Source organism: Monashia sp. HAY1-5C, assembly GCF_056755255.1.
On sequence record NZ_JBPGXG010000068.1, the window covers coordinates 1 to 23,352 of the forward strand.

23 protein-coding genes, 1 tRNA gene, 1 pseudogene and 2 riboswitches are annotated in these 23,352 nt (G+C 72.8%); of the genes and pseudogenes, 5 read left to right on the forward strand and 20 right to left on the reverse strand.

The annotated features are described in order from the left end of the window. Positions 1-200 precede the first annotated feature (200 nt). On the forward strand, positions 201-1,043 hold the full coding sequence (purU, locus tag ACR9ZK_RS11870) for a formyltetrahydrofolate deformylase (protein ID WP_481342123.1): 843 nt from the start codon (positions 201-203) through the stop codon (positions 1,041-1,043). 238 nt (positions 1,044-1,281) lie between these two features. Here the strand turns inward: purU and ACR9ZK_RS11875 are convergent, their stop codons facing one another. The 6 genes and pseudogenes from ACR9ZK_RS11875 to ACR9ZK_RS11900 all read right to left on the reverse strand — a co-directional run bounded on the left by ACR9ZK_RS11875 (position 1,282) and on the right by ACR9ZK_RS11900 (position 7,280). Further along, complete coding sequence (locus ACR9ZK_RS11875; RefSeq protein WP_481342124.1) at positions 1,282-1,572, reverse strand: hypothetical protein; 291 nt, start codon at positions 1,570-1,572, stop codon at positions 1,282-1,284. Positions 1,573-1,811: 239 nt separating this feature from the next. Next, positions 1,812-2,477 carry a glycerol-3-phosphate 1-O-acyltransferase PlsY gene (plsY, locus tag ACR9ZK_RS11880; RefSeq protein ID WP_481342125.1) on the reverse strand — a complete coding sequence of 222 codons (666 nt, stop codon included), beginning with the start codon at positions 2,475-2,477 and terminating at the stop codon, positions 1,812-1,814. Next, positions 2,474-3,034, reverse strand: a complete 561-nt coding sequence (locus ACR9ZK_RS11885; protein WP_481342126.1) for a DegV family protein — start codon at positions 3,032-3,034, stop codon at positions 2,474-2,476. Before ACR9ZK_RS11885 ends, plsY begins: the two co-directional genes overlap by 4 nt. Before the next feature lie 68 nt (positions 3,035-3,102). Further along, positions 3,103-3,387: pseudogene (locus ACR9ZK_RS11890) on the reverse strand (DegV family protein); the annotation flags it as partial. A gap of 69 nt (positions 3,388-3,456) precedes the next feature. Further along, complete coding sequence (locus tag ACR9ZK_RS11895; RefSeq protein WP_481342127.1) at positions 3,457-6,426, reverse strand: class I tRNA ligase family protein; 2,970 nt, start codon at positions 6,424-6,426, stop codon at positions 3,457-3,459. Positions 6,427-6,632: 206 nt separating this feature from the next. Further along, positions 6,633-7,280 (reverse strand): lysoplasmalogenase, encoded by a 648-nt coding sequence (locus ACR9ZK_RS11900; protein ID WP_481342128.1) that lies wholly within the window; start codon positions 7,278-7,280, stop codon positions 6,633-6,635. A 138-nt stretch (positions 7,281-7,418) separates the two neighbouring features. On the opposite strand from ACR9ZK_RS11900, the gene ACR9ZK_RS11905 reads away from it, so the two are divergent. Beyond that, positions 7,419-7,793: a thioesterase family protein gene (locus ACR9ZK_RS11905; protein WP_481342129.1), complete on the forward strand. Its 375-nt coding sequence runs from the start codon at positions 7,419-7,421 to the stop codon at positions 7,791-7,793. Positions 7,794-7,850: 57 nt separating this feature from the next. On the opposite strand, the gene ACR9ZK_RS11910 is transcribed toward ACR9ZK_RS11905, so the two are convergent. The 4 genes from ACR9ZK_RS11910 to ACR9ZK_RS11925 all read right to left on the reverse strand — a co-directional run bounded on the left by ACR9ZK_RS11910 (position 7,851) and on the right by ACR9ZK_RS11925 (position 10,599). Then, positions 7,851-8,462: a hypothetical protein gene (locus ACR9ZK_RS11910; protein ID WP_481342130.1), complete on the reverse strand. Its 612-nt coding sequence runs from the start codon at positions 8,460-8,462 to the stop codon at positions 7,851-7,853. A gap of 79 nt (positions 8,463-8,541) precedes the next feature. Then, on the reverse strand, positions 8,542-9,795 hold the full coding sequence (locus ACR9ZK_RS11915) for a neutral zinc metallopeptidase (protein ID WP_481342131.1): 1,254 nt from the start codon (positions 9,793-9,795) through the stop codon (positions 8,542-8,544). 136 nt (positions 9,796-9,931) lie between these two features. Beyond that, positions 9,932-10,285 (reverse strand): DMT family transporter, encoded by a 354-nt coding sequence (locus ACR9ZK_RS11920; protein ID WP_481342132.1) that lies wholly within the window; start codon positions 10,283-10,285, stop codon positions 9,932-9,934. Beyond that, positions 10,285-10,599 (reverse strand): DMT family transporter, encoded by a 315-nt coding sequence (locus ACR9ZK_RS11925; protein ID WP_481342133.1) that lies wholly within the window; start codon positions 10,597-10,599, stop codon positions 10,285-10,287. The genes ACR9ZK_RS11920 and ACR9ZK_RS11925 overlap by 1 nt, the downstream gene beginning before the upstream one ends. A gap of 10 nt (positions 10,600-10,609) precedes the next feature. Continuing rightward, positions 10,610-10,674: riboswitch (guanidine-III (ykkC-III) riboswitch) on the reverse strand. A gap of 129 nt (positions 10,675-10,803) precedes the next feature. On the opposite strand from ACR9ZK_RS11925, the gene ACR9ZK_RS11930 reads away from it, so the two are divergent. Together ACR9ZK_RS11930 and ACR9ZK_RS11935 are read left to right on the forward strand one after the other, a co-directional pair. Continuing rightward, complete coding sequence (locus tag ACR9ZK_RS11930) at positions 10,804-13,155, forward strand: CHAT domain-containing protein (protein ID WP_481342134.1); 2,352 nt, start codon at positions 10,804-10,806, stop codon at positions 13,153-13,155. Further along, complete coding sequence (locus ACR9ZK_RS11935) at positions 13,152-15,200, forward strand: caspase family protein (RefSeq protein ID WP_481342135.1); 2,049 nt, start codon at positions 13,152-13,154, stop codon at positions 15,198-15,200. The genes ACR9ZK_RS11930 and ACR9ZK_RS11935 overlap by 4 nt, the downstream gene beginning before the upstream one ends. A 99-nt stretch (positions 15,201-15,299) precedes the next feature. Here the strand turns inward: ACR9ZK_RS11935 and ACR9ZK_RS11940 are convergent. From ACR9ZK_RS11940 to ACR9ZK_RS11965, 6 genes are all read right to left on the reverse strand, one after another. Continuing rightward, a tRNA-Ala gene (locus ACR9ZK_RS11940) sits at positions 15,300-15,372 on the reverse strand. 115 nt (positions 15,373-15,487) lie between these two features. After that, complete coding sequence (locus ACR9ZK_RS11945; RefSeq protein WP_481342136.1) at positions 15,488-16,150, reverse strand: histidine phosphatase family protein; 663 nt, start codon at positions 16,148-16,150, stop codon at positions 15,488-15,490. Beyond that, on the reverse strand, positions 16,147-16,554 hold the full coding sequence (rsfS, locus tag ACR9ZK_RS11950; protein WP_481342137.1) for a ribosome silencing factor: 408 nt from the start codon (positions 16,552-16,554) through the stop codon (positions 16,147-16,149). The genes ACR9ZK_RS11945 and rsfS overlap by 4 nt, the downstream gene beginning before the upstream one ends. Next, positions 16,551-17,165, reverse strand: a complete 615-nt coding sequence (gene nadD / locus ACR9ZK_RS11955; protein WP_481342138.1) for a nicotinate-nucleotide adenylyltransferase — start codon at positions 17,163-17,165, stop codon at positions 16,551-16,553. Before nadD ends, rsfS begins: the two co-directional genes overlap by 4 nt. A gap of 2 nt (positions 17,166-17,167) precedes the next feature. Then, positions 17,168-17,389, reverse strand: a complete 222-nt coding sequence (locus ACR9ZK_RS11960; RefSeq protein WP_481342139.1) for a transposase domain-containing protein — start codon at positions 17,387-17,389, stop codon at positions 17,168-17,170. Next, positions 17,382-18,023, reverse strand: coding sequence for a DUF402 domain-containing protein (locus ACR9ZK_RS11965; protein WP_481342146.1), 642 nt, complete (start codon positions 18,021-18,023; stop codon positions 17,382-17,384). Before ACR9ZK_RS11965 ends, ACR9ZK_RS11960 begins: the two co-directional genes overlap by 8 nt. Before the next feature lie 97 nt (positions 18,024-18,120). Between ACR9ZK_RS11965 and ACR9ZK_RS11970 the strand changes: the two genes are divergently transcribed. Then, on the forward strand, positions 18,121-19,221 hold the full coding sequence (locus tag ACR9ZK_RS11970; protein WP_481342140.1) for a glycosyltransferase family 2 protein: 1,101 nt from the start codon (positions 18,121-18,123) through the stop codon (positions 19,219-19,221). Here the strand turns inward: ACR9ZK_RS11970 and ACR9ZK_RS11975 are convergent. The 4 genes from ACR9ZK_RS11975 to ACR9ZK_RS11990 all read right to left on the reverse strand — a co-directional run bounded on the left by ACR9ZK_RS11975 (position 19,206) and on the right by ACR9ZK_RS11990 (position 23,083). Next, positions 19,206-19,901, reverse strand: a complete 696-nt coding sequence (locus ACR9ZK_RS11975) for a class I SAM-dependent methyltransferase (protein ID WP_481342141.1) — start codon at positions 19,899-19,901, stop codon at positions 19,206-19,208. The two genes, ACR9ZK_RS11970 and ACR9ZK_RS11975, sit on opposite strands and share 16 nt — an antisense overlap. A 67-nt stretch (positions 19,902-19,968) precedes the next feature. After that, a complete protein-coding gene (locus ACR9ZK_RS11980; protein ID WP_481342142.1) occupies positions 19,969-21,252 on the reverse strand; it encodes a glutamate-5-semialdehyde dehydrogenase in 1,284 nt (427 codons plus the stop codon). Between the two features lie 74 nt (positions 21,253-21,326). Continuing rightward, a complete protein-coding gene (locus ACR9ZK_RS11985; RefSeq protein WP_481342144.1) occupies positions 21,327-22,346 on the reverse strand; it encodes a 1-aminocyclopropane-1-carboxylate deaminase in 1,020 nt (339 codons plus the stop codon). 68 nt (positions 22,347-22,414) lie between these two features. Then, complete coding sequence (locus tag ACR9ZK_RS11990; protein ID WP_481342145.1) at positions 22,415-23,083, reverse strand: GntR family transcriptional regulator; 669 nt, start codon at positions 23,081-23,083, stop codon at positions 22,415-22,417. 111 nt (positions 23,084-23,194) lie between these two features. Continuing rightward, positions 23,195-23,306, forward strand: a riboswitch (TPP riboswitch). Positions 23,307-23,352 lie beyond the last annotated feature (46 nt).

Genomic DNA, 23,352 nt, shown 5'->3' on the forward strand with positions numbered 1-23,352 from the left:
GGGCCAGGTCGGCGGGACGGTAGGGGCTGCGAGGCATGACGGCACGCTAGGAGGACGCGGCCGTCCGCGGCGTCGCCCCGACGCGGGGCTGGGGACGACGCCTCGCCGGCGCGGGGGATGTGGACGAGCGGCACGCCACGTGCCGAGACGTCGGGCGTGCCGATTGCCGCGTCGGCTGCGCGGTGGTCCAGACTGCTCCAATGGCCCGGCACATCATGACCCTGACCTGTGAGGACCGTCCCGGCATCGTCGCGGCCGTCTCGACGGCGCTGCTCGCGCGGGGTGCGAACATCGTCGAGAACCAGCAGTTCTCCGACGAGGACACCAACCTCTTCTTCATGCGCACCGTCTTCGACGCCGACGCCTCCGACGTCGAGAGCGTCCTGGCGGCCATCCGCGAGAGCCCCGCCGTCGTCTCCCAGCACCTGGCCGTCCGCCCCGAGGCCGAGCGCTGCCGCACGATCATCCTCGTCAGCAGGTTCGACCACTGCCTCCTCGACCTGCTCCACCGCTGGAAGTCCGGCGACCTGCCCATCGACATCGTCGGCGTCGTGTCCAACCACGAGGACTGCCGCGGGCTCGTCGAGTACTACGGACTGCCGTTCACCGTCATCCCGGTGACCCCCGACACCAAGGCCGAGGCCGAGGCCGAGCTGCTGCGGATGGTCGAGGCCGACGGCGTGGGGCTCGTCGTCCTCGCGCGGTACATGCAGATCCTCAGCGACGGCCTGTGCCGCGCGCTCGAGGGCCGGGCCATCAACATCCACCACTCGTTCCTGCCGGGGTTCAAGGGCGCCAAGCCCTACCACCAGGCGCACGACCGCGGCGTCAAGCTGATCGGCGCCTCGGCGCACTACGTGACGGCCGACCTGGACGAGGGGCCGATCATCGAACAGGACGTCGTGCGCGTCACGCACGCGGAGTCGCCCGAGCGGCTCGTGGCCATCGGCCGAGACGTCGAGCGCCGCGTCCTGTCGCGTGCGGTCCGGGACCACGCGGAGTCGCGCGTCTTCCTGTCCGGACGCCGCACCATCGTCTTCTGACCGGCCTCCGCCCCGGCTCGACGGGCCGGGGCGGACGGTCGCCGGCTCAGCGCACGGGTCCGGCCTGAGTCACCCAGACGACGGCCCCGCTGCCAGGGTCCAGCGCCCAGTACTGCCGCTCTTCTGGCCTGCACCGAGCAACTGCCGGCCCTTGGCCGGGCCGCTGGTCAAGGTGAACAGGGCAGGGGCCTGGCCGAAGTCGTAGTCGGGTCCTGGCGGCTGCGGGCAGTTGACGCCGTCACCGAAGAACGGGAACGCACCCCACGGTCCATGCGTCGAAGGGCAGCGCCCGCGTCGCCCACTTGACGGCACCGGTCGTCATGTCGAGTGCGACGATCGAGTCGAAGTCGTCGTCCCCGGGGAGGCAGGCTGCCCGCCCCGCGTCGCTCGTCGCGTTGGCGACGCAGTCGAGCGTCGCCTGCGGTACGTCGTAGTTGGTGCCGGTCGCGATGTAGACGGAATTCCGGCTCGGGTCCACGGCGGGCGAGCTGCCATAGACCGCGACCCCGGGGAAGCCAGCCGGCGTCATCGAGGTCGGTCGCAAGGTCCAGTGCGGCCATGCTGCCGCGGAAAGGGCCCTGCGAGCCCTGCCCCACGACGAGTCGCCTGCGCCGCGACAATCCGGCCATCCCAGCTCCTTGCGGAACGACGGCCGCACGGGCCGTCGAATGACCCCTGTGGACCTGTCCACGCTATTCGGCTCTCTGGCTTTTCACAGCGAAACCCGTTTTCCTGCAAGGAATCTGAGTCACGCAACCGGCAATTCGGTCATACTTCGTCCGCCGGCCGGCTCCTCGGCTCGCCCTCCGGCCGCTGCTCGGGGTGGTCGACGTGCTCGAGGCGTCGCTGGCGCCACCAGCCGAGGACGTTGTTGCGGTGGCGCCACAGCACGAGCAGCGCGACGGCGGTGAGCCACGCGACCGTCCACCCGTCACCGGGCGCGTGGCCGGTCCGGACCAGGACGGCGACGACGATCATCGACAGGGCACCGAAGATCGAGCCGGCGGCCACCCACCGGGTCAGGGTCAGCGCCACCGCGAAGACGAGCACGACGACGAGCGCCACCCAGGGGTGCACCCCGAGCAGCGCGCCCAGCGTCGTGGCCACGCCCTTGCCGCCGCGCCCGCGCAGGAACGGCGACCAGATGTGACCGAGCACCGCGGCGACCCCGACGGCGTAGGCGGCGTGGGCTCCGAGGAGGTGGCCGGCCGCGACGGCCGGCACGAGGCCCTTGAGGACGTCGAGGACGCCGACGAGGACCCCCCACTTCCGGCCGAGGACGCGCCCGGCGTTCGTCGCCCCGGGGTTGCCCGAGCCCGCCGTCGCGAGGTCCTTGCCGAGGAGACGTGCGAGGCCGGTGGCGGGGTTGAGGGAGCCGACGAGGAAGGCGGCGACCACCCCTCCGGCCCAGGCGAGCGCCGAACCTGCGGTCACGGCCGGGTGCCCCCCTCCTCCTCGGTGAGCACCTCGCCGGGCCGTGGCGACACCGCGATGGCCACGGTCCCGGGACCCACGTGCGCGCCAACGACCGCGCCGAGCTCGACGACGAGCACCCGGGGCGAGCCGGGAACCTGCGACCGCAGGTGCTCGGCGATCTGCTCGGCCCGCTCGGCAGCGTCGAGGTGGTGCACCGCGAGGTCGACCACGTGCCCGCCGGCCCGGACGTGCTCGAGGACCATCGCCTCGATCCGCGCCACTGCGCGGGCCGACGTGCGCACCTTCTCCACCGGCACGATCCGGCCCCCGCGGACGGCGAGGATCGGCTTGATCGCGAGCGCAGAGCCGAGCAACGCCGACGCGGCGCCGATGCGTCCGCCGCGGCGCAGGTGCTCGAGCGTGTCGACGTAGAAGAGGACGCCGGACGGTTCGAGCCGCGCCCGGACCGCGGCGACGACGGCGGAGGCGTCGGCGCCCTCCCGCGCGGCCTCGGCCCCCGCGACGACGGCGAACCCCATGGCCATCCCGATCGTCTCGCTGTCGAGGACCTCCACGGGGATCGGCGCGCCGCCTCGACGGTCCCCGACATCTGCGAGGACAGGTGGACCGACACGACGGCGTCGGCGCCCTCGGCGGCGAGCCGCCCGTAGGTCTCGGCGAACACCTGGGGCGTCGGGCGCGAGGTCGTGACGATGGTGTACTCGCGCAGGGCTGCGGCCACCTCGTGCGAGCTGACGTCGTGGCCCTCGATGTGGTCACGACCACCGACGACGACGTGCAGGGGCACGACCTCGATGCCGTGCCGCTCGACGTCCGCAGCCGGCAGGTAGGCGGTCGAGTCGGTGACGATGCGGGTGGTCACGTCGCTCCTTCCGCCGGTCCCGAGGTGGCCCCAACGTACCGGCACCGGGCGCGTCCGTCGGGGACGCGCCCGGTGCCTCGGTCGTCAGACGCGGTCAGGCGCGGGTCGAGCGCCTCAGGCCGGGACGACGTTGACGAGCTTGGGGGCTCGCACGATGACGGTGCGCACCCCGTTCTCGATGGCGGCCTGCACCTTGGGCCGGGCGAGGACCAGCTCGCGCAGGGCGTCCTCGGTGATGCCGGGGCTCACCTCGAGCCGGTCTCGCACCTTGCCCCTGATCTGCACGACGCAGGTCACGTGCTCCTGCACGATCTTGGCCGGGTCGCTCTCGGGGAACGGGGCGAAGGCGACACCGCCCTCGTGGCCGAGCCGCGCCCACATCTCCTCGGCGATGTGCGGGGCGATCGGGGAGACCATGAGGACGAGCGCCTCGACGACGTCACGGGGCGGCACGTCCAGCTTCGTCACGGCGTTGTTCAGCTCGATGAGCTTGGCGATGGCGGTGTTGAAGCGCAGTCCCTCGAAGTCCTCGCGGACCCCGGCGATCGTCTGGTGCAGCTGGGTGGTCAGCGCTTGGTCGGGCTCGACGTCAGCGACCCGGACCTGCCCCGTCGCCTCGTCGACGACGTTGCGCCACAGACGCTGGAGGAACCGCTGTGAGCCGACGACGGCGCGGATCTCCCACGGCTTGCTCAGCTCGAGCGGACCCATCGACATCTCGTAGACGCGGAAGGTGTCGGCGCCGAACGCGTCATACATCTCGTCGGGGCTGACGGAGTTCTTCAGCGACTTGCCGATCTTGCCGTACTCGCGGTTGACCGGCCTGCCCTCCCACGTGAAGGTCGGCTCCTCGCCGTGCCCGCCCGCGTGCTCTTCGACCTCGGCCGCCGGCACGTACTGCCCGCGGCTGTCGGTGTAGGCGTAGGCCTGGATGTAGCCCTGCGAGAAGTACTTCCGGAACGGCTCCTCGCTGCGCACGTGACCCAGGTCGAAGAGGACCTTGTGCCAGAACCGGGCGTAGAGCAGGTGCAGGACGGCGTGCTCGACGCCGCCGACGTAGAGGTCGACGCCGCCGGGGTCGCGGGTCCCGGCGGGCGCGCCGTCGACCGTCTCGTCGTGACGGGCCAGCCAGTACTCCTCGTTGGCCGGGTCGACGAACGCGTCGTGGTTCGCCGGGTCGAGGTAGCGCAGGTAGTACCAGCACGACCCGGCCCAGTTGGGCATCGTGTTGGTCTCACGACGGAACGCGCGGGTGCCCCGGCCGTCGCCGAGGTCGACCTCGACGTTGACCCACTCGGGCACCCGTGACAGCGGAGGCTCGGGGCTGCTCGACGCGTCGTCGGGGTCGAACGTCTTCGGGGAGTAGTCCGGCACGTCCGGCAGGGTCAGCGGGAGCTCGTCCTGGGGCACCGGGTGGGCGACGCCGTCGGCGTCGTACATGATCGGGAAGGGCTCGCCCCAGTAGCGCTGGCGGCTGAAGAGCCAGTCACGGATGCGGTAGTTGACGGTGCCGTGGCCGATGCCGGCCTCCTCGAGGAACGCGATGATGCGCTCCTTGGCCTCGGCGACGTGCAGTCCGTCGAGACTGACCCGCTCGTTGCTCGAGTTGACCGCGACGCCGTCGCCGAGGAACGGCTCGTCGTCGGGGTGGCCCTCTGTCGGTTGCACGGTGCGGACGATCGGGATGTCGAACCGCTCCGCGAACTCCCAGTCGCGGGTGTCCTGCCCCGGCACGGCCATGATCGCGCCGGTGCCGTAGCCCATCAGGACGTAGTCGGCGACGAAGACCGGAACACGTTGCCCCGTCACGGGGTTCGTGGCCCACGACCCGGTGAAGACGCCGGTCTTGTCACGGCCCTCGGTCTGGCGCTCGACCTCGCCCTTGCGCGAGGCGGCGAGGCGGTAGGCAGCCACCGCCGATGCGGGCGTGGCGGAGGCGTCGGCGTCGTCGCCGCGCCAACCGTCCTTCGTGCCCTCCGGCCACGGGCCGTCCGGGACGAGCGCGTCGACGAGCGGGTGCTCCGGCGCCACGACCATGAAGGTCGCGCCGAAGATCGTGTCCGGACGCGTCGTGAAGACCTCGATGCCGCTCTGCTCGCCGGCGGTGGTCACGACCGGGAACGTGACCCGCGCACCCTGCGAGCGCCCGATCCAGTTGCGCTGCAGGCGCTTGACGTTCTCCGGCCAGTCGACGGCGTCGAGGTCGTCGGCGAGGCGGTCGGCGTAGGAGGTGATGCGCATCATCCACTGCGAGAGGTTGCGCTTGAAGACCGGGAAGTTGCCCCGCTCGGACCGGCCCTCGTTGGTGACCTCCTCGTTGGAGAGCACGGTGCCGAGGCCGGGGCACCAGTTGACCGGCGCCTCGGACTGGTAGGCCAGGCGGAAGCCCTCGAGCACCGTGGCCTGCTCGGCCGCGGTCAGCTCGGCCCAGGGCCTGCCGTCCCGGGTCAGGACCGCGCGCTCACCGGACTCGAACTGCGCGACGAGCTCGGCGATGGGACGCGCCTTGCCCCGTCCGCCGTCCTCGCGCAGGGCGTCGGGGTCGTACCAGGCGTCCCAGATCTGCAGGAAGATCCACTGGGTCCACTTGTAGTAGTCCTCGTCGATCGTCGCGAAGGTGCGCCGGTTGTCGAAGCCCAGCCCGAGGCGTCGCAGCTGGCGCCTCATGTTCGCCATGTTCTCCTCGGTGGTCTTCCGAGGGTGCTGGCCGGTCTGGACGGCGTACTGCTCGGCCGGCAGGCCGAAGGCGTCATAGCCCAGCGCGTGGAGGACGTTGCGGCCCTGCATCCGGTGGTACCGGCTGTAGACGTCGGTCGCGATGTAGCCCAAGGGGTGGCCGACGTGCAGCCCGACGCCGCTCGGGTACGGGAACATGTCGAGGACGACGAGCTTGCGCCCGAGCGCGGCCACCTTGTCCGGCTCGGCCCACGGGCCCGCGGGGTTGGGCGCGGCGAACGTGCCCTCCTCCTCCCAGCGGTCCTGCCACGCGACCTCGATGTCGCGGGCCATGGCCGCGGTGTACCGGTGCGGCGTGTCGTCGGTCTGCGGGCGCTCTGACGTCTGGTTCTCGCTGGCCTGGCTCATGTCTTCTCTCTCGTCGCTGGTCGCCGGGGCAAAAGAAAACCCCTCGCACAGGAGGGGAAGCCGCGTTGATGTCGGGTGACCCCGACGTTGCTCAACGCGGCTGCGCAAGGAGGAGCAGACCAGCCATGGCCCAAGGTTAGCGCAGCAGGCCCTCCCCCCGCCGACGCGACCGGCCCGTGGGTCCGGGCGCCCGCGGCGACAGCGGGTCAGCGGAAGAGGCCGACGACGATGAGCACCTGGGCGACGTGGTAGGTGACGATGACGACGAGCGGGGCCCAGCGTCGTTCGTGGACGAACCGGTCGTGACCGAGCACCGTGTCGCTGACGACGAAGACGAGGCAGCCCAGCAGCACGAGCCAGTCGCCCTTCCAGGCCGCGACGAGCAGCAGCGCGATGAGGGCGAGCTGGTAGACGAAGACCGGCCCACGCTGCGGCCCCGACCCGCGCACGATGTCGCGGCCGAAGAGCCGGTGCAGCAGCACGGCACCCGGCACCGCGGCGACCAGCCACCACGGGACCCCCGGCCGGGTCGGCGTCTCGAGGATCGCCCAGACGTAGGCGACGTGCACGGCGAAGAAGGCGCCGACGCCGATGAGGAACCGCGTCTCGGTCGCCGTGAGCAGGGCGACGTCACCGACGAGGCTGAACCCCAGCGCGACGAGCACCGGCAGCAGGGTCGGTGACCCGGGGGCCGCCCCCTCCCAGTGCAGGGACCACGCGAGACCACCGAGGAGCAGCACGACCAGAGGCTTGGTCAGCCGCTCGACGACGTACTCACCTCGCAGCACGGCACCCCAGTTGATGAGCGCCGCGACGCCGAGGGCCACCGACAGGACCCAGAGGTGGGTGGTCACGAGGCCAACACTCCCAGCCTCGCCGTGCCGCCGGGCTCCGACACGCAGGATCGCCAGATACGCCCGTCGCGCACGCCCCGCGCGCACGGCCGGCGGGCAGGAGTCGGCGTCCTCACGGTTGTCTGCCAGACTCTTCCAATGCCGATGCGCAAGTTCCAACACACGGTCACCCCCGACGACACCGCCGCCACGGTCGGCAGCGGAGACCTCGAGGTGCTGGCGACACCGCGTCTCGCCACGTGGTGCGAGAACGCCGCCTTCCAGGTGTGCCGGCAGAGCATCGACCCGGACCACACCACGGTCGGCACGAAGATCGTCATCGAGCACGTCAAGGGCAGCGCCGTCGGCTCCGAGATCACCATCATGTGCGCCGAGCCGATCAACGACGGCCGTCGGCTCGTCTGCCACCTCAGCGCCAAGGACGCCGACGGCGAGGAGATCGCCTTCGGCGAGGTGCACCGCGCGGTCGTCGACCCGGACCGCTTCATGGCGAAGTGCCAACGCGTGCTCTGAGCTGACCGGCCACCCGGCCGACGCGTCGCCGGCCCGACGCCTCGCCGGCCCGACGCGTCAGAGGACGTAGGCGTCGCCGTCGCGGCGCAGGCCCAGGCCTGCGTAGTACGGCTCGACCATGTCGGGAGGGGGCAGGAACCGGCGGAACCCGCGGTGCCGCAGCGGCCCGTCGCCGCCGAGGACGAACTCCCCGGGCGAGAGGTCGCGGTGCCGTGGTGTCACCCAGTCGAGGAGCAGCTGCGCCGTACCGTGCCCGGCGTCGCGGACGAGGACCGCCCCGACGGTCTCGTCGCCCTTGAGGACGAGGTAGCACACGTCCCCGGAGAAGGGGTCGTGGACGAAGTCGGGGTTGAACTGCCGGATGTCGCCCTCGTGCACCCGGAGGACGTGGCGTAGGTAGGTGTCGTCACCGGCGACCTCGAGCACCTCGTACGCGGCGGGGTCGTGCTTGTCCCGGGCCATGCGCGTCAGGTGGTAGACGTTGATGACGGCGAGGACGACGTTGAGCCCGACCATCGGCCACACGTGGTTGGCGGTGTTGTAGCCGATGAGGACGACACAGCCGACGAGGTTGATGAGCCGCAGGCGGTGCAGCTGGGTCTGCAGCAGCGACCAGACGAGCACGGCCGAGCCGATCCAGCCGATCGCCTCCAGCCACCAGGAACCCATGGCCCGAACCCTAGTGCGAACGGTGCCCTCGTCGAGGATCGACGAGGGCACCGCGGGTCTCGGGCATCGGGCGCCCCCGTCAGGCGTCGGGGGCGACGAGCTCGGGCAGGACCGCCTCGAACCGGGCGTCGAGGGTGAGCGAGGGCAGGACCTGCCCCTGCTTCTGGGCGTCGTCGGCGACGGACCAACCCCACGTCGAGGCCCGCAGCCGCTGGTTCGGCGTGCCGTGGTGGCCGGCGCTGGTGAAGCTGCAGTCGCCGACCTCGTAGAACGACTGCTCGGCCTCCAGCACGCGGGCCGCGTTGAGGGCCAGACCCCGCTTGTGGGTCACGAAGTAGGTGCCGAAGGCGTCGGCCATGAGCTCGGTGCGACGCGTGGCCTCGGGCCCCGTGAGCGGCGAGGCGAACAGGCCCTTGTCGTACTGGACGTGGTGGGCGTACTCGTGGCCCAGCACGGCCCGGGGGCCGACGTCACCGACGCCGATGGCCCCGAGGGCGGCGAGGATGCCGTCGCCGAAGACCAGCTTGTCGGGCAGGCCGGCGAAGGCGGGGTCGGTCTCGCCCGCTGCACTGAACGCGAAGGCGTTGAGGGTGAACAGCGGGCTCTCGCCGTCCTGCAGACCGGGGTCGCCCGCGACGACCTCGCGGATGAGCGAGGCGAGGCCGGCCACCGCTGACTCCGGAGCGCCGTAGAGCACGGCCAGGGTGCGCGTCATGCGCGTCTCGTCGCGCATGACGGCACCGTGCATCGCCATGAGCTGGATGTCGGACCCGTCGGTGTCCCAGAAGGACTGGGCGGCGCGGAACGAGCGGGTCAGCTCGTTGCGATAGTCGCGCTGCAGCGCGTACCGGTCGTCGCCCGAGGACCCGAAGAGGATCGCGTCGTAGGTCGGCAGGTCCAGCGCGCCCGTGGTCGCGAGGAAGAAGAGGTCGGCGAAGTCGACGTGGGCGAGCAGACCGTCCACGTAGGCGTCGAGGTGCGTGGGTGCGCACTGGTACTGGGTCGGGTCGATGGCTCGTTCGAGGGCCTCGCGCGGCGCGGACATCTCGACGCCGAGTCGGGCCACCGTCGCCTGGCGGCGCGCCTGCCAGTCCGCCGGCAGGAAGGCCCGGGCCCGCGCGAGCAGGGCGGCGGCCCGGGGGTCGTCGGTCGTCCCGTGGACGAGGTCGTAGGAGTAGCCGTTGTCGGCGACGAACGTGGTGCTCGACGCCGCTGCGGCGCCCGTCGCCGGAACCGCTGCGGTCGGCGCCGCGGTGGCGACCCCGGCGCCGACGCCGAGGGTGAGCGTCAGCGACGTGACGAGGGCGAGCGACCAGGACTTGCGCTTGGGCACGTGGGGGCTCCTTCGGTGCTGCCCCCGGCCCCGTGCCGCGAGCACTGCCCTCATCATCGCGGCGAAGAGGGGCAATCGGGTCGAAAACCGCCTGAACCGGGAGCAACGATCCGCACCCTGCCCGGGGACCGGCGGCTCACCCGGCGGTGCCCCCACCGGGCGGACGCCGCACCGGCGAGCCGACGACCTTGAGGCCGATGACGGCCGCCACGACGCCGGCGAGGAGCAGCACCTTGGCGACGGAGAAGGCCTCGCCGCCGAAGAGCATCGCCCACGTGACGGTCAACGCGGCCCCGACCCCGGTCCACACCGCGTAGGCCGTGCCGATGGGGATGGAGCGCGCCGCGCGCGCCAGACCCACCATGCTCATGACCCCGGCGGCGAGGAAGACGAGGGCCGGTACCGGACGCGTCAGCCCCTCGGACGCGGCGAGCGCGGAGGCCCACACGGCCTCGAGGAGGGCGCTGGAAAGGAGTACGGCCCACGGCATCACGCCACCGCCTTGAGGCCGACGATGCAGCCGACGAGCACGACGAGCAGGACGGCCCGGGGCGTGCCGAGCCGTTCGGTCCCGCGGCCCACGGCGAGGACGATGGTGCCGACGGCCCCGATGCCGACCCACACCGCGTAGGCGGTCCCCGCGGGCAGGCCGGTCATCGCCCATGCGAGACCGGCCATGCTCACCACGAGCGAGACGGCGAAAAGCGCTGTGGCGCGGGGCCGCCGGAAGCCGTCGGACGCGGCGAGCGCGGTGGCCCAGACGGCCTCGAGGCCTCCGGACAGGACGAGGACGAGCCAGTGCACGGCGTTTCCGATCCGGCCGTCTTGTCGCTGTGCGGGTACGGCTCCCTCGTCCGCAGCGCGGTCGACGCGCTCGGGTCCCATGGTAGGCGACCGGCGACCGGCGACTGGGCCCGCCCGGTGGCAGCCTGGCCCGAACCGTGTATCAGGACACCGCCCTCGCACTACCGTGAGGTGACGGTTCGGTTCGACCACCTGGGACCAGCCATGAGCGGCGACTACCTCGACTTCGACGTCGCCCTGACCCGCGAGGGCCAGGGATACGCGGTGCACGTGCTCGACTCCCCTGCGGGGCAGGCGTCCACGCCTTTCGTCCTGCCGTTCGGCGCCGCCGACCTGGCCCGCTTCATGGTCGCCGTCGGGCCCCCTCGCGTCACGTCCCGCCGCCTCGTCCCCGCGGAGTCGCGCGTCGTCGACGTGCGCGACTACGGGCGCCGGCTGGCCGAGGCGCTGCTCGGTGGCGACGTCGGCCGGGCCTTCCGCGGCAGCCTCGCCACCGCGACCTCGCAGGGGCGGAGCCTGCGGCTGCGACTACGCCTCGACGCGGTGCCCGACCTCGACCCCGTGCCCTGGGAGTACCTCTACGACGCGGACCTCGAACGGTTCGTCGCGCTGTCCCAGGAGACGCCCGTGGTGCGGCTGCTCGACGCGCTCGACCGGCCGCCCGTCGTGACGGTGGAGCCGCCGCTGCGGGTGCTCGTCATGGTCAGCAGCCCCTCGGACCTCGAGCCGCTCGCCGTCGACCGCGAGAAGCAGCTGCTGCAGGCGACGACGGGAGACCTCGTCGCCGCCGGCCTGCTCGAGATCGTCGTCGTCGAGGACGCGACGTTGACGGCGCTGCAGCGGGCCCTGCTCGACGACTACCACGTCTTCCACTTCATCGGGCACGGCGGCTTCGACGACGGAGCCCAGGAGGGCGTCCTCGCGCTCGAGAACGAGGACGGGACGGCCCACCGGGTCAGCGGGGCCCGTCTCGGAACGCTCCTGCACGACGCCCGGACCCTGCAGCTGGCCGTCCTCAACGCGTGCGAGGGTGCACGGACGTCCGGCCGCGACGCGTTCTCCGGCGTCGGGCAGGCCCTCGTGCGCCAGGGTCTGCCCGCGGTCGTGGCGATGCAGACGGAGATCTCCGACCGCGCGGCGCTCGTGTTCAGCCACGAGTTCTACTGGTTCCTCACTCGCGGTCTCGGCATCGACGCTGCGATGTGCGAGGTGCGCAAGGCGATGGCGGTGTCCGACGAGGCCGCCGAGTGGGGCACGGCCGTGCTGCTGCGCTCGGGCTCCGAGCAGCCGTTCGCCTTCGTCGGGGGCCGGCCCCACGGACAGCGGGGCACCAGCGACTCGCCCGACGACCCGCGAGCGCGCGACGCCCGACTCGCCTCGCTCTACACGGCCGCGCAGGGGGCGATCGCCGCGGAGGACAGGACGACGGCCCTGCCGATGCTCGAGCAGATCGCCGCCGAGCGGCCGGACTACGCCGACGTCACCGAGCTCATCGAGCGCGTGCGCCCCGCCGGCGCGGGTGACGGGTCGACGCGTCCGGGGGCGTCCGTCGGCCCGGACCCGCGACCGCAGACGTTCCCGCACGGCGCCGAGGACACGCTCCCGGGAGGGCAGCCGCAGACGCTGCCGAAGCCGTCGACGACACCGCTGCCGAGACCGCAGCCGCGGGGGCCCGTGCACTCGGAACCGCAACACCGGAAAGGGAACCGGAGCCACGGCATCGGCAGCTGGGTGCGCCTGGGCGTGCTCACGATCCTCGTCGTCCTCGGCGTCGTCGCCTGGCGCACCCTGCCCTCCCTGCTCCAGAAGGCCGACCCGCTCGTCGCCGCGGCGTGCGGCTCGAGCTCGGTCGACCCGCGTCCGACCGAGCTGACCATCGGTTGCGCGCCGGTCGCGCCGGTCATCGACGGCTCCTTCGACGACTGGCGCTCCGTGACGGACCACGAGGTGACGACCCCGATCCCCGACTTCGCGCGGGTGCCGGTCAACGGCCTGTCGGTGAGGTGGCAGGCCTTGTGGGACAAGGACGCCCTGTTCCTGCACGCCCTCGTCACCGACCCGACCCACACCGCCGTCCTCGCGGGCCAGCCGAGCCAGTGGTGGCGCGGCGACGCCGTCTCCTTCGAGATCGGCCCCGACCCGCGGGCCCTCTCGGCGTCGGCTCCACTGCGCAGGGGCAAGGACTTCCACGTCGTGATGGGCCTGCTCGACGACGGCGACCGGGGCGCCGCGGCCGCGGTCAACGTCGTCGGCACGACCTCGAAGGGCCAGGTCGTGTTCCCCACCGGCGCACGCCGTCCCCGCATCGACGTCGTCGCCCGCGTCGGCAGGACCGGCTACGAGCTCGAGGCACGGGTGCCGTGGTCGGAGATCGGGCGGTCCGTGCCACCGGGACGCGGCGAGGTGCTGGCCTTCAACCTCGACGTCAGCGACGCCCGCGGCTCCGGTCCGGACTGGGCACTGCGGACGATGCTGAGCAGCAACTCGAGCCGCTCACGCGCCAACCAGAACCACCCCGGCACGTGGCAGACCCTCGCCCTCGGCGACTCGGGGTGAGCGTGCCCGGCCGCCTGCACGCCCTCCTCGTCGGGGTCGACGCCTACACCTCGCCCGTCCCGGCGCTGCAGGGCTGCGTCAACGACGTCACGGTCTTCGCCGACGTGCTGCGCCGTCGGGTCGGTCCCGAGGTCCTCGACCTGCTCGTGCTCACCGACGCGGAGGCCACCCGCGCGCGCGTGACCACCGCCTTCACCGAGCACCTCGGCCGTGCGGGGCCCGACGACACGGCGCTCTTCTACTTCAGCGGCCACGGCTCCCAGCAGGACACGCCACCGGAGCTGTGGCCGGTCGAACCGGACCGTCGCAACGAGACGATCGTCTGCGTCGACAGCCGGTCCGAGGGTGGCTGGGACCTGGCCGACAAGGAGGTGGCGACGCTGGCTGCGGGCGTGGCCGCGTCGGGATGCCACCTGCTCGTCGTCCTCGACTGCTGCCACTCCGGCGGCGGCACGCGTGAGGTCGACGAGGTCGTCCGGCTGGCGCCCCAGGACCGCCGCCCGCGGCCCGCGTCGTCCTTCCTGCCGGGCGTCGTCGCGCAGGCGGGCCTCGTCGCGCAGGCGGGCCTCGTCGCGCAGGCGGGCGCCGGGGCCCTCACCCGTGGCACCCGGGCGGTCCCGCGCTGGGCGACGCCGGCTGCCCGGCACGTCCTGCTCGCCGCGTGCCGCTCCTCGGAGAAGGCCCGCGAGGTCACGGTTCTCGGGCGACAGCGCGGGGTCCTGTCCGCGGCCCTGGAGACCGTCCTGCTCGGCTCGGACGGCTGCCCGTCGTACCGCGACGTGATGCGGGCTGTCACGGCCGAGGTCCTCGGCCGCGTCGCCGACCAGCACCCGCAGCTCGAGAGCACCGACGCCGCGGACCTGGACCGGCCCTTCCTCGGTGGCGCGTTGCCGGCGACGCCACGACCGCTGACCCTGAGCCACCTGCCGGACGGGTGGTCGATCGACTCCGGGGCCGTGCACGGGGTGCCCGAACCCATCGGCGACGACACGACCGAGCTCGCGGTGTACCCCCTGAGCGGGCAGACCTCGGGCGCGCCCCTCGCTGTCGCCACCGTGACGCGGGTGCTGCCGGACCGGAGCATCGTGCGCGTCGACCCGGTCCTCGACGACGCATTCGTGTACCGGGCCGTCGTCACGTCGATCCCCCTGCGGCCCTTGACGGTTCGCGTCATGGGCGACGACGCCGGCACCGCGGCGCTGCGACGAGCCGCGGAGGAGGCCGACCACACGCTCGTCGACCTCGTCGACCCCGGCGAGCCGGGAGCCGACTCCCCCGGGCTCGTCGTCGAGTCCACGCCGGGGGGCTTCGTCATCACCCGGCCCGGCGTGCCCCGTCCGCTCGTGCCCGTCGTCGCGGGCACCGGCCGGGAACAGCGCACCGTGGCAGCACTCGAGCACGTGGCTCGCTGGCTGCGCCTGTCCGGGCTGACCAACCCGGCGACCCACCTGCCCGCCGACGCCGTCCGGATCGCCGTGACGACGCCGGGCTCCCCGCTCCCGTCCACGGCCGCCGGCGCAGGTGGGACCCTCGAGGTCGGTTACGGGCCCCAGGGCCCACCGCGGTTCACCGTCACGCTGACGAACACGACCGGTGGCCCGCTGTGGGCGGCACTGCTCGACCTCACCGAGACCTACGGCATCTTCACCGACGCCTTCCCGGCTGGTTCGGTGGCCCTGGGCCCCGGCGAGTCGACGGCGGTGGACCTGCTCGGCCAGGTGTCCGACGCCCTGTGGGAGGCCGGCACGGTGTCGGTGACCGACGTGCTGATGCTCGTCACCAGCACCCTCGAGTTCGACCCCCGCACCCTCGAGCAGGACGAGCTCGACGTCGCCGCCGTGCCGGTGACCGGCATGGCCGGGGCCGCCCCGACCGTGCGAGGGCTCGACGCGTCCGTGGCCCCCGGCACGAACGACCCGGGCACCTCGCTCGACGGTGTCCTGCGCAGCGTCCGGACCCGCCGGGCGACGCCCGCCCGGACCGGCTCGGTGGCCGACTGGCGCACCGACACCGTCCGCGTCGTCACGACCCGCCCGCGCCGCTGAGCCGTCGGCTCGCTTCGCTCCGCCTCCCGCCGAGTTCCTCGCGTCCTTCGGACATGCAGAAGGACCGGACGACAAGCGTGTCCGGTCCTTCTGGATGTGTGGAGCTGAGGGGACTCGAACCCCTGACCCCCTCCATGCCATGGAGGTGCGCTACCAGCTGCGCCACAGCCCCTTTCGGGTGTCGTCTCCGTGAGGCGACTGCGTAACCATAGCGGGTTCCTCGGCCCGATCCCAAATCCGGTGACGGACCGCCGGACCGGGTCCGGCCGGGTCCGCAGCCGACCCGGTCAGACGGTCCAGGGGCCGAGGTTCCAGCCGCCGATCCGCCACCGGGAACGCTCCGAGAAGCTCTTGGCGACCTCGACGAGCTCGATCCAGTGACAGTTGTCGAGCCCCCGGAACACGGCGTCGGCGACGTCCTGGTCCAGGCCCACGAGGTCGCTCGCCGCGACCCGCGCGGACACCCCGTGCGCCACGACGACGGCCGTCTCGCCGGGTCGCAGCTGCTCGGCCACCTCGCGGAGCGCGGCACCGGCGCGCGCGGCGACGTCGGCCCGCGTCTCACCCGTGACCCCGCGCGGGGCGTCCTCCCCGCGGTCCAACGCGGCGACGACCTCGGGGAAGCGTTCGCGCACCTCGTCGGCGTGCAGGCCCTGCCACTGCCCGACGTGGACCTCGCGGAGCCGCTCGTCGAGCCGGACGGTGCGCCCGGTCAGCGCGGCGATCGCCGCAGCCGTCGACGCGGCGCGCTGGAGGTCGCTCGAGACGACGAGCGCCGGCTCGTACGCCGCCAGGTGCGGCGCGGCGGCCCGCACCTGGGCCAGCCCCCGCTCCGACAGCGGGGTGTCCTTGTGCCCCTGCCAGATGCGGGCGGCGTTGTCGACCGTCTCGGCGTGCCGGACCAGGACGATGCGGCGCGGGCGCGGGCGGCCCGGCGCTGCGGCGCTCACGCCTCGTCGTCGGACGCGGCGTCGTCCCCGGGCCGGGCCGGCGCGTCGACGCGCGTCAGGTCGATCTCGGGGCAGTCCTTCCAGAGCCGCTCGAGGGCGTAGTACTCGCGCTCCTCCTCGTGCTGCACGTGCACGATGATGTCGCCGAAGTCGATGAGGACCCAGCGGCCCTCGCGCTCCCCCTCGCGGCGCACCGGCTTGCTGCCGAGCTCGCGCAGGCGGTCCTCGACCTCGTCGACGATGGCGCCCACCTGGCGCTCCGAGGCGGCCGAGGCGATGACGAAGACGTCGGTGAGCGGCATCTGCTCGCTGACGTCGATCGCGACGACCTTCTCGGCGATCTTCTCCTCGGCCGCGGCCGCGGCCGCCTTGGCGAGCTGGAGCGAACGGTCTGCTGCGGTCACTGGTCTCCTTGTGGTGCACCGACGGGGTCGGTCTGCGCGGCATAGAGCCGGTACTTGTTGATGTACTGGACGACGCCGTCCGGCACGAGGTACCAGACCGGCTCGCCCGCGGCCACGCGCGCGCGGCAGTCGGTGGAGCTGATGGCCATGGCCGGCACCTCCTGGAGCGTGACCCGGTCCTCGGGCAGGCCGGAGTCGGACAGCTCGTGGCCGGGGCGGGTCACGCCGATGAAGTGGGCGAGTGCCCAGAGGGACTCCGAGTCCTTCCACGACAGGATCTCGGCGAGCGCGTCGGCTCCGGTGATGAAGAACAGCTCGTCGTCCGGTCGCTCGACGGCGATGTCGCGCAGGGTGTCGATCGTGTACGTCGGCCCGGGCCGGTCGATGTCGACGCGGCTCACGGTGAAGCGGGGGTTGCTCGCCGTCGCGATGACGGTCATGAGGTAGCGGTCCTCGGCGGGTGAGACGTCCTTGTCGGCCTTCTGCCAGGGCTGCCCCGTGGGGACGAAGACGACCTCGTCGAGACCGAAGAGGGACTGGACCTCGCTGGCGGCGACGAGGTGGCCGTGGTGGATCGGGTCGAACGTGCCACCCATGACGCCGAGGCGCATGCTCAGTGGTGCGGTCCGTTCGGGTCGACGGGCGTGCCGTGGGAGCCGTGCTGGCGCTGGCGGCTCTGGCCCACCTTGTAGGCGGTGTTGCGGAAGCTCCACGTCACGCCGAGGGCGACGAGGAACAGCGTGAAGGCGATGATGAAGTAGGCGATCACCGGCATGGGAAGCTCGCGGGTGGCCTCCTCCGTCTCGGCGGCCAGGGCGAGGACACGATCAGACATGGGGCCAGCCTATCGTCCGGGCGCGGCGCAACCACGCGTGGCCGACGGACCCGAAGGGCTCGTCCCCACGGCCGACGGCTGCGAGCACGGCGTCGCGGCTCGCCTCGGCGAGCCTCACGACCTCGGGCGGGTAGCCGAGGGCGACCCGGTGCTCGTCGAACTCGTCCTCGTCCTCGACGAAGAGGTGCCCCTCGCGGGTGAGGACGACGTCGAGGTCGAGGTCGACCATCGTCACCTCCCACTCGGGACCGTCCTCGCCCCAGTGGTCCAGGGCCGGGTCCCGGCGCTGCCAGCGTGCCGTCGTCGTCATGTCGACGTAGACGACGACGTCCCTCTCGACCGGGTAGAAGCCCGCGGCCCAGCCGCGGCCCCTCGGGGCCAGGGAGACCCAGTCGTACGGCTCGTGGAGGTCCATGCCGGGCCGCACGCAGCGGGTGCCGGGCGGTGCGTACCACCAGTGCCCGTGCTCGTCGGCGCCGATGTAGCGGCCGGTCCACTGCCAGTGTGGCCCCCCACCCCACTTGGTGAAGCGGGCCGCGACCGGGGTGCCCGGGGCCAGCCCGCCGGGCGGCAGGCCGGAGCCCGCCGGCCCGTCGGGCCCGCTCTCGCTGCCGGGGGCACCGGTCGGGCGCATCACCCCGCGCACGCTAGTGCCGCATCCGCCCGAGCGCGACAGCCGGCGCACAGCGGCGTGACAGGGAGCACCCATCCGCGGCCGTACCCTTGTTCGCATGGTTCCCGAGCTGTCCGTCGTCATCCCGATGTACAACGAGGAGGAGGTGCTCCCCCTGCTCGTCCAGCGGCTGCGTCCGATCCTCGACGGTCTCGGCACGCCGTACGAGGTCGTCGCGGTCGACGACGGCAGCAAGGACCTCACCGCAGCGCTGCTGCAGCGCTACCACCGCGAGTGGCCGCAGCTGCGCGTCGTGCGCCTGCGCGCGAACGCGGGCCACCAGGCCGCGATCTCGGCCGGGCTCGTGTGCGCCCGTGGCGACTACGTCGTGACGATCGACGCCGACCTGCAGGACCCCCCGGAGATCATCCCCCAGATGCTCGCCGCGGCGAAGGACGACGGCGTCGACGTCGTCTACGGCGTGCGCAACGACCGCTCCACGGACACGTGGTTCAAGCGCGTGTCGGCGCAGTCCTTCTACCGGCTCATCAAGGTCATGTCGCCCACGAGCGCGCACGCCGACGCCGGGGACTACCGCCTCATGTCGCGCGCCACCGTCGATGCCATCAACGGTCTGCCCGAGCACAACCGCGTCCTGCGCTTCATCGTCCCGGCGCTGAACTTCCCGTCCGACACCGTCGAGTACAAGCGGGAGGAGCGCGCGGCGGGTGACTCGAAGTACCCGCTCATGAAGATGATCAAGCTGTCGCTCGACTCGCTGACCGGCTTCTCCACCGCCCCGCTGCGGGTGGCGACCTTCGCCGGCTTCGCCGGTGCCGTCCTCGCCGTGCTGCTGTTCATCTACACGCTGGTGGCTCGCGCCCAGGGGCACACCGTGGCCGGCTGGACCTCGACGGTCGCCATCGTCTCGGCCGTCGGCGCCGTGCAGCTGGTCTGCGTCGGCATCCTCGGCGAGTACATCGGTCGGATGTACGCCCAGATGCAGAGCCGGCCGACCTACTTCATCGCCTACGACTCGATGACGGCCTCCGCCGCCGGTCACGGTCCGACCGACACGCCCCTGCCGGCGCAGCCGACCGACGCCCACATCGTCGGCCGCGGCCCCGAGGCGGCCGAGCACGCCGCGGGCGCCGCCGAGCCGGTCCGGACCGTCGACGACGGCCGCAGCTCCGCCCAGGCGGGTCAGCTGCGCGGCTGAGCCCGGACGAGGAGGCTGACGCCCGGCAGCCCGCCCACCGGCAGGTACCGCTCGGCGGTGATGATGGCGCGCAGCCCGAGGTTGACCACGGGGTGCAGGTCCTCGAGGTCCGAGCCGGAGCTGTTGCGGCGGCGCATGGCGACGACCGGTCGCAGCAGGACGTTCCACGACCGCACGTCGGCCACGTCGAAGCCGCCCCGGTCCAGCAGGTCGAGCAGACCCTCGCGGGTGTAGCGGCGGACGTGGTCGACGGCGACGTCGTGGCTCGACCACAGCCGCGGGTCGGCCGGGACGGCGACGAGGTAGGTGCCGCCGGGTCGCAGCACGCGCCGGACCTCGGCGACGGCGGCGTCGTCGTCGTGCAGGTGCTCCAGGACGTCGAAGGCGACGACGAGGTCGAGCGAGTCGTCGGCGAGCGGCAGGTTGGTCGCGTCCCCCCGCAGGGTGGCCAGCCCGCGTTCGTGGGCCACCTCGGCACCGTCGGCGCCGTACTCCAACGCGACTGCGTCCCAACCGTGTCGGCGAAGGACGCGGGTGTTGCCGCCACCGGCCGCACCGATGTCGATGGCGCGTCCGGGGGTCAGACCGGAGATGGCCCGCGCGAGCAGGTGGCGCCGCTCGCGGTACCACCAGTGCTCGTCCTCGAGCTCGGCGAGCTTGCGGACCTCGGTGCCTTCCATGACGGCACATCATGCCATCAGCGCCGGCGCGCGCCGCGGCGCGGTCACCGGACGGTCGCGACCCGCGTCAGCGCACGTGCCCGTCCCCCTCGACGACCCACTTGGTCGTCGTCAGCTCGGGCAGGGCCATCGGCCCGCGTGCGTGCAGCTTCTGCGTCGAGATGCCGATCTCGGCGCCGAACCCGAACTCGCCGCCGTCGGTGAACCGCGTGCTCGCGTTGACCATGACGGCGGCTGCGTCGACCTCGGCCGTGAAGCGCCGCGCGGCGCCCCGGTCCTCGGTGACGATCGCCTCGGTGTGCCCGGTCCCGTACCGGCGGATGCGGTCCATGGCCTCGTCGAGGTCCTCGACGACAGCGACGCTCATCTCGAGGCCGTGCCACTCGGTGCCGAAGTCGGCCTCGGTGGCGAGGTCGTAGGCCGCGCCGGCCGCCTCGGCGTAGTCGGTCACCTCGGGTCCGACGTGCAGGCGCACGCCGGCGCCGGCGAGGTCGGTCAGCGTCTTGGGCAGGAAGTCCGCGGCGACGTCCCGGTGCACGAGCAGCGACTCGGCCGCGTTGCAGACGCTCGGCCGGTGCGTCTTGGCGTTGAGGGTGATGGCCCGGGCCTTGTCGAGGTCGGCCGCCCGGTCGACGAAGACGTGGCACACCCCGACGCCGGTCTCGATGACCGGCACCGTCGACTCGGTGACGACGGTCTGGATGAGGTCGGCACCGCCGCGCGGGATGACGAGGTCGATCTTGCCGCGGGCGGTCATGAGAGCGCGCGCGGCGTCGCGGCCGCCCTCCTCGAGGAGGTTGACGGCGTCGGCCGGGAGGCCTTGGGCCGCAAGGGAGCCCCGCAGCGCCTCGACGAGCGCGTGGTTGCTGCTGGCGGCGGCCGACCCGCCGCGCAGGATGACGGCGTTGCCCGACTTGAGGCCGAGCCCGGCGGCGTCGACGGTGACGTTGGGCCGGGCCTCGTAGATCATCCCGATGACGCCCATCGGCACCCGCACCTGGCGGATCTGCAGCCCGTTGGCGAGGGTCGAGCCACGGACCACCTCGCCGACGGGGTCCGGCAGCGCGGCGACGTCGCGCAGCGCCTGGGCCACGGCGCCGACCCGCTCCTCGTCGAGGCGCAGGCGGTCCTGGAGGCTCTCGGACATGCCCTGCGCGCGACCGCGCTCGAGGTCCTCGGCGTTGGCGGCGACGATCGCCGGGGCGGCCGCGTCGACGGCGTCCGCGAGCGCGAGCAGCGCGGCGTCCTTCTCGGCGCGGGACATGAGGGCGAGCCGGCGGGACGCGACACGCGCGCCCTCGGCCACCCGCGTCACGTACTCGACGACGGCGGGGTCGATGGTGCGTTCCATGGTCCAAGGGTAGGTCGGCCCGGCGGCGTCCCACGCACGCCTTTCGCGACGTGGGACTTGCCGCCGCGCGGGGGTCAGGAGAAGACGCCGCTGTAGGCGTTGAGGGCCGGCTGTCCCCCGAGGTGCGCGTAGAGGACGGTCGACCCGGACGGGATCTCCCTCGAGGTCACGAGGTCGACGAGGCCGGCCATCGACTTCCCCTCGTAGACCGGGTCGAGGATCATCCCCTCGAGACGGCCCGAGAGCCGGATCGCCTCGACGGTCGACTCGACGGGGACGCCGTAGAGGTCACCGGCCCAGCCCGCCAGGACGGTCAGCTCGTCGTCGCGCAGCTCGCGTTCCAGGCCGATGAGCGAGGCCGTGTGCCGGGCGATCCGCGCGACCTGGTCCCGGGTCTTCTCGAGCGTCGCGGAGGCGTCGATGCCGATGACCCGGCGCGGGCGGCCACCGGCGTCCTCCAGCGCGGCGAAGCCCGCCACCATGCCCGCGTGCGTCGAGCCGGTGACGGTGCAGACGACGATGGTGTCGAAGAAGACACCGAGCTCCCGCTCCTGCTCGGCCACCTCGTAGGCCCAGCCGGCGAAGCCGAGCCCGCCGAGGCGGTGCTCGGACGCGCCGGCGGGGATCGCGTACGGCGTGCCACCCGCCGCCTCGACCTCGGCGACGGCCTCCTCCCACGAGGGCCGGATGCCGATGTCGAAGCCGTGCGGGTCGAGCCGGACGTCGGCTCCCATGATCCGCGACAGGAGGATGTTGCCGACGGTGTCGTTGACGGGGTCGTCCCAGTCGACCCACCTCTCCTGGACGAGACGACACCGGAGGCCGAGCTTTGCGGCGACCGCGGCCACCTGTCGCGTGTGGTTGCTCTGGTAGCCGCCGATCGACACGAGGGTGTCGGCACCACTGGCAAGCACGTCGGGGACGATGTACTCGAGCTTGCGGGTCTTGTTGCCCCCGAAGGCGAGGCCGCTGTTGACGTCCTCGCGCTTGGCCCACACCTCGGCGCCACCCAGGTGGGTGGTGAGGCGGTCGAGCCGGTGCACCGGGCTCGGCCCGAAGGTCAGCGGGTAGCGCTCGAAGTCGTGGATCGACATGGTGGGTCTCCTTGCGGTGCGGGCGTTCTCGGACGCGTGTGCGAGCGAGGGATGGAAGGCTCTGGCGCTCAGTCGTTCTCGGACTCGAGGCTCTCGATGAGCGGGCGCAGCGTCTCCCAGGTCTCGTGAGCCGCCTGTCCCGCGGCGCTCGCGTCGCCGGCGGCGCAGAGCTCGACGATGCGGTCGTGGAGCGCCACCGAGGCCCGTCCGGACAGCGAGCCGAAGCGCAGCCGCTCGAGCCGGCGCAGGACCGGTGTGAACTGGTCGAGGACGCTCTCGACGGCTGCGTTGGCGGCGGCGCGCACCGTGACGGCGTGGAACGCGTCGTCGGCGGCGACGGCGGCGTCGGCGTCGCCGCGGCTCAGGGCGTCGGCGAAGAGCTCGTTCGCAGCACGCATCGCCTCGAGGTCGGCCGCGCCCAGCTGCGGCACCGCGAGCTCGACGGCGAGCCGGTGCATCGACGCGACGACAGCCTGCGCGTCCCGGATGGCGCGCGCGTCGAGGCCGGCGACGGTCGTCGAGCGGCCCGGCGCGGCGTGCACGAGCCCGGCCTGGGCCAGCCGCAGCAGGGCCTCGCGCACCGGGGTGCGACTCACCCCCAGCCACGCGGCGAGCTCCTGGTCGCGCAGCTGTTCCCCTGGCGTCAACGTGCCGTCGACGATCGCGTCGCGCAGGCGCCGGTGCACGTCGTCGCGCAGCAACGGCCGCGGTGGCACGACCTCGGCCGGAATGGGCATGCGATATATTGCACATCGCCAAGGGCAGTCTGTCAACGCCGCGCCCTACGGCCGGTGTCCACCACCCGAGACCCCGCACCGCGGGCGCTCGACCGGGTGGCTAGGGTGGGCGACGTCCTTCACGGGAGTCCGGCGCACCGGGCTGAGAGGGGGCTGACGCGGCCCTGACCGTCCACACCTGATCCGGATCATGCCGGCGCAGGGACCAAGGAGACGCGATGACGCCGCACGACCCGACGGGGCACCTCCCCCGGCTCCACGTCCTCACC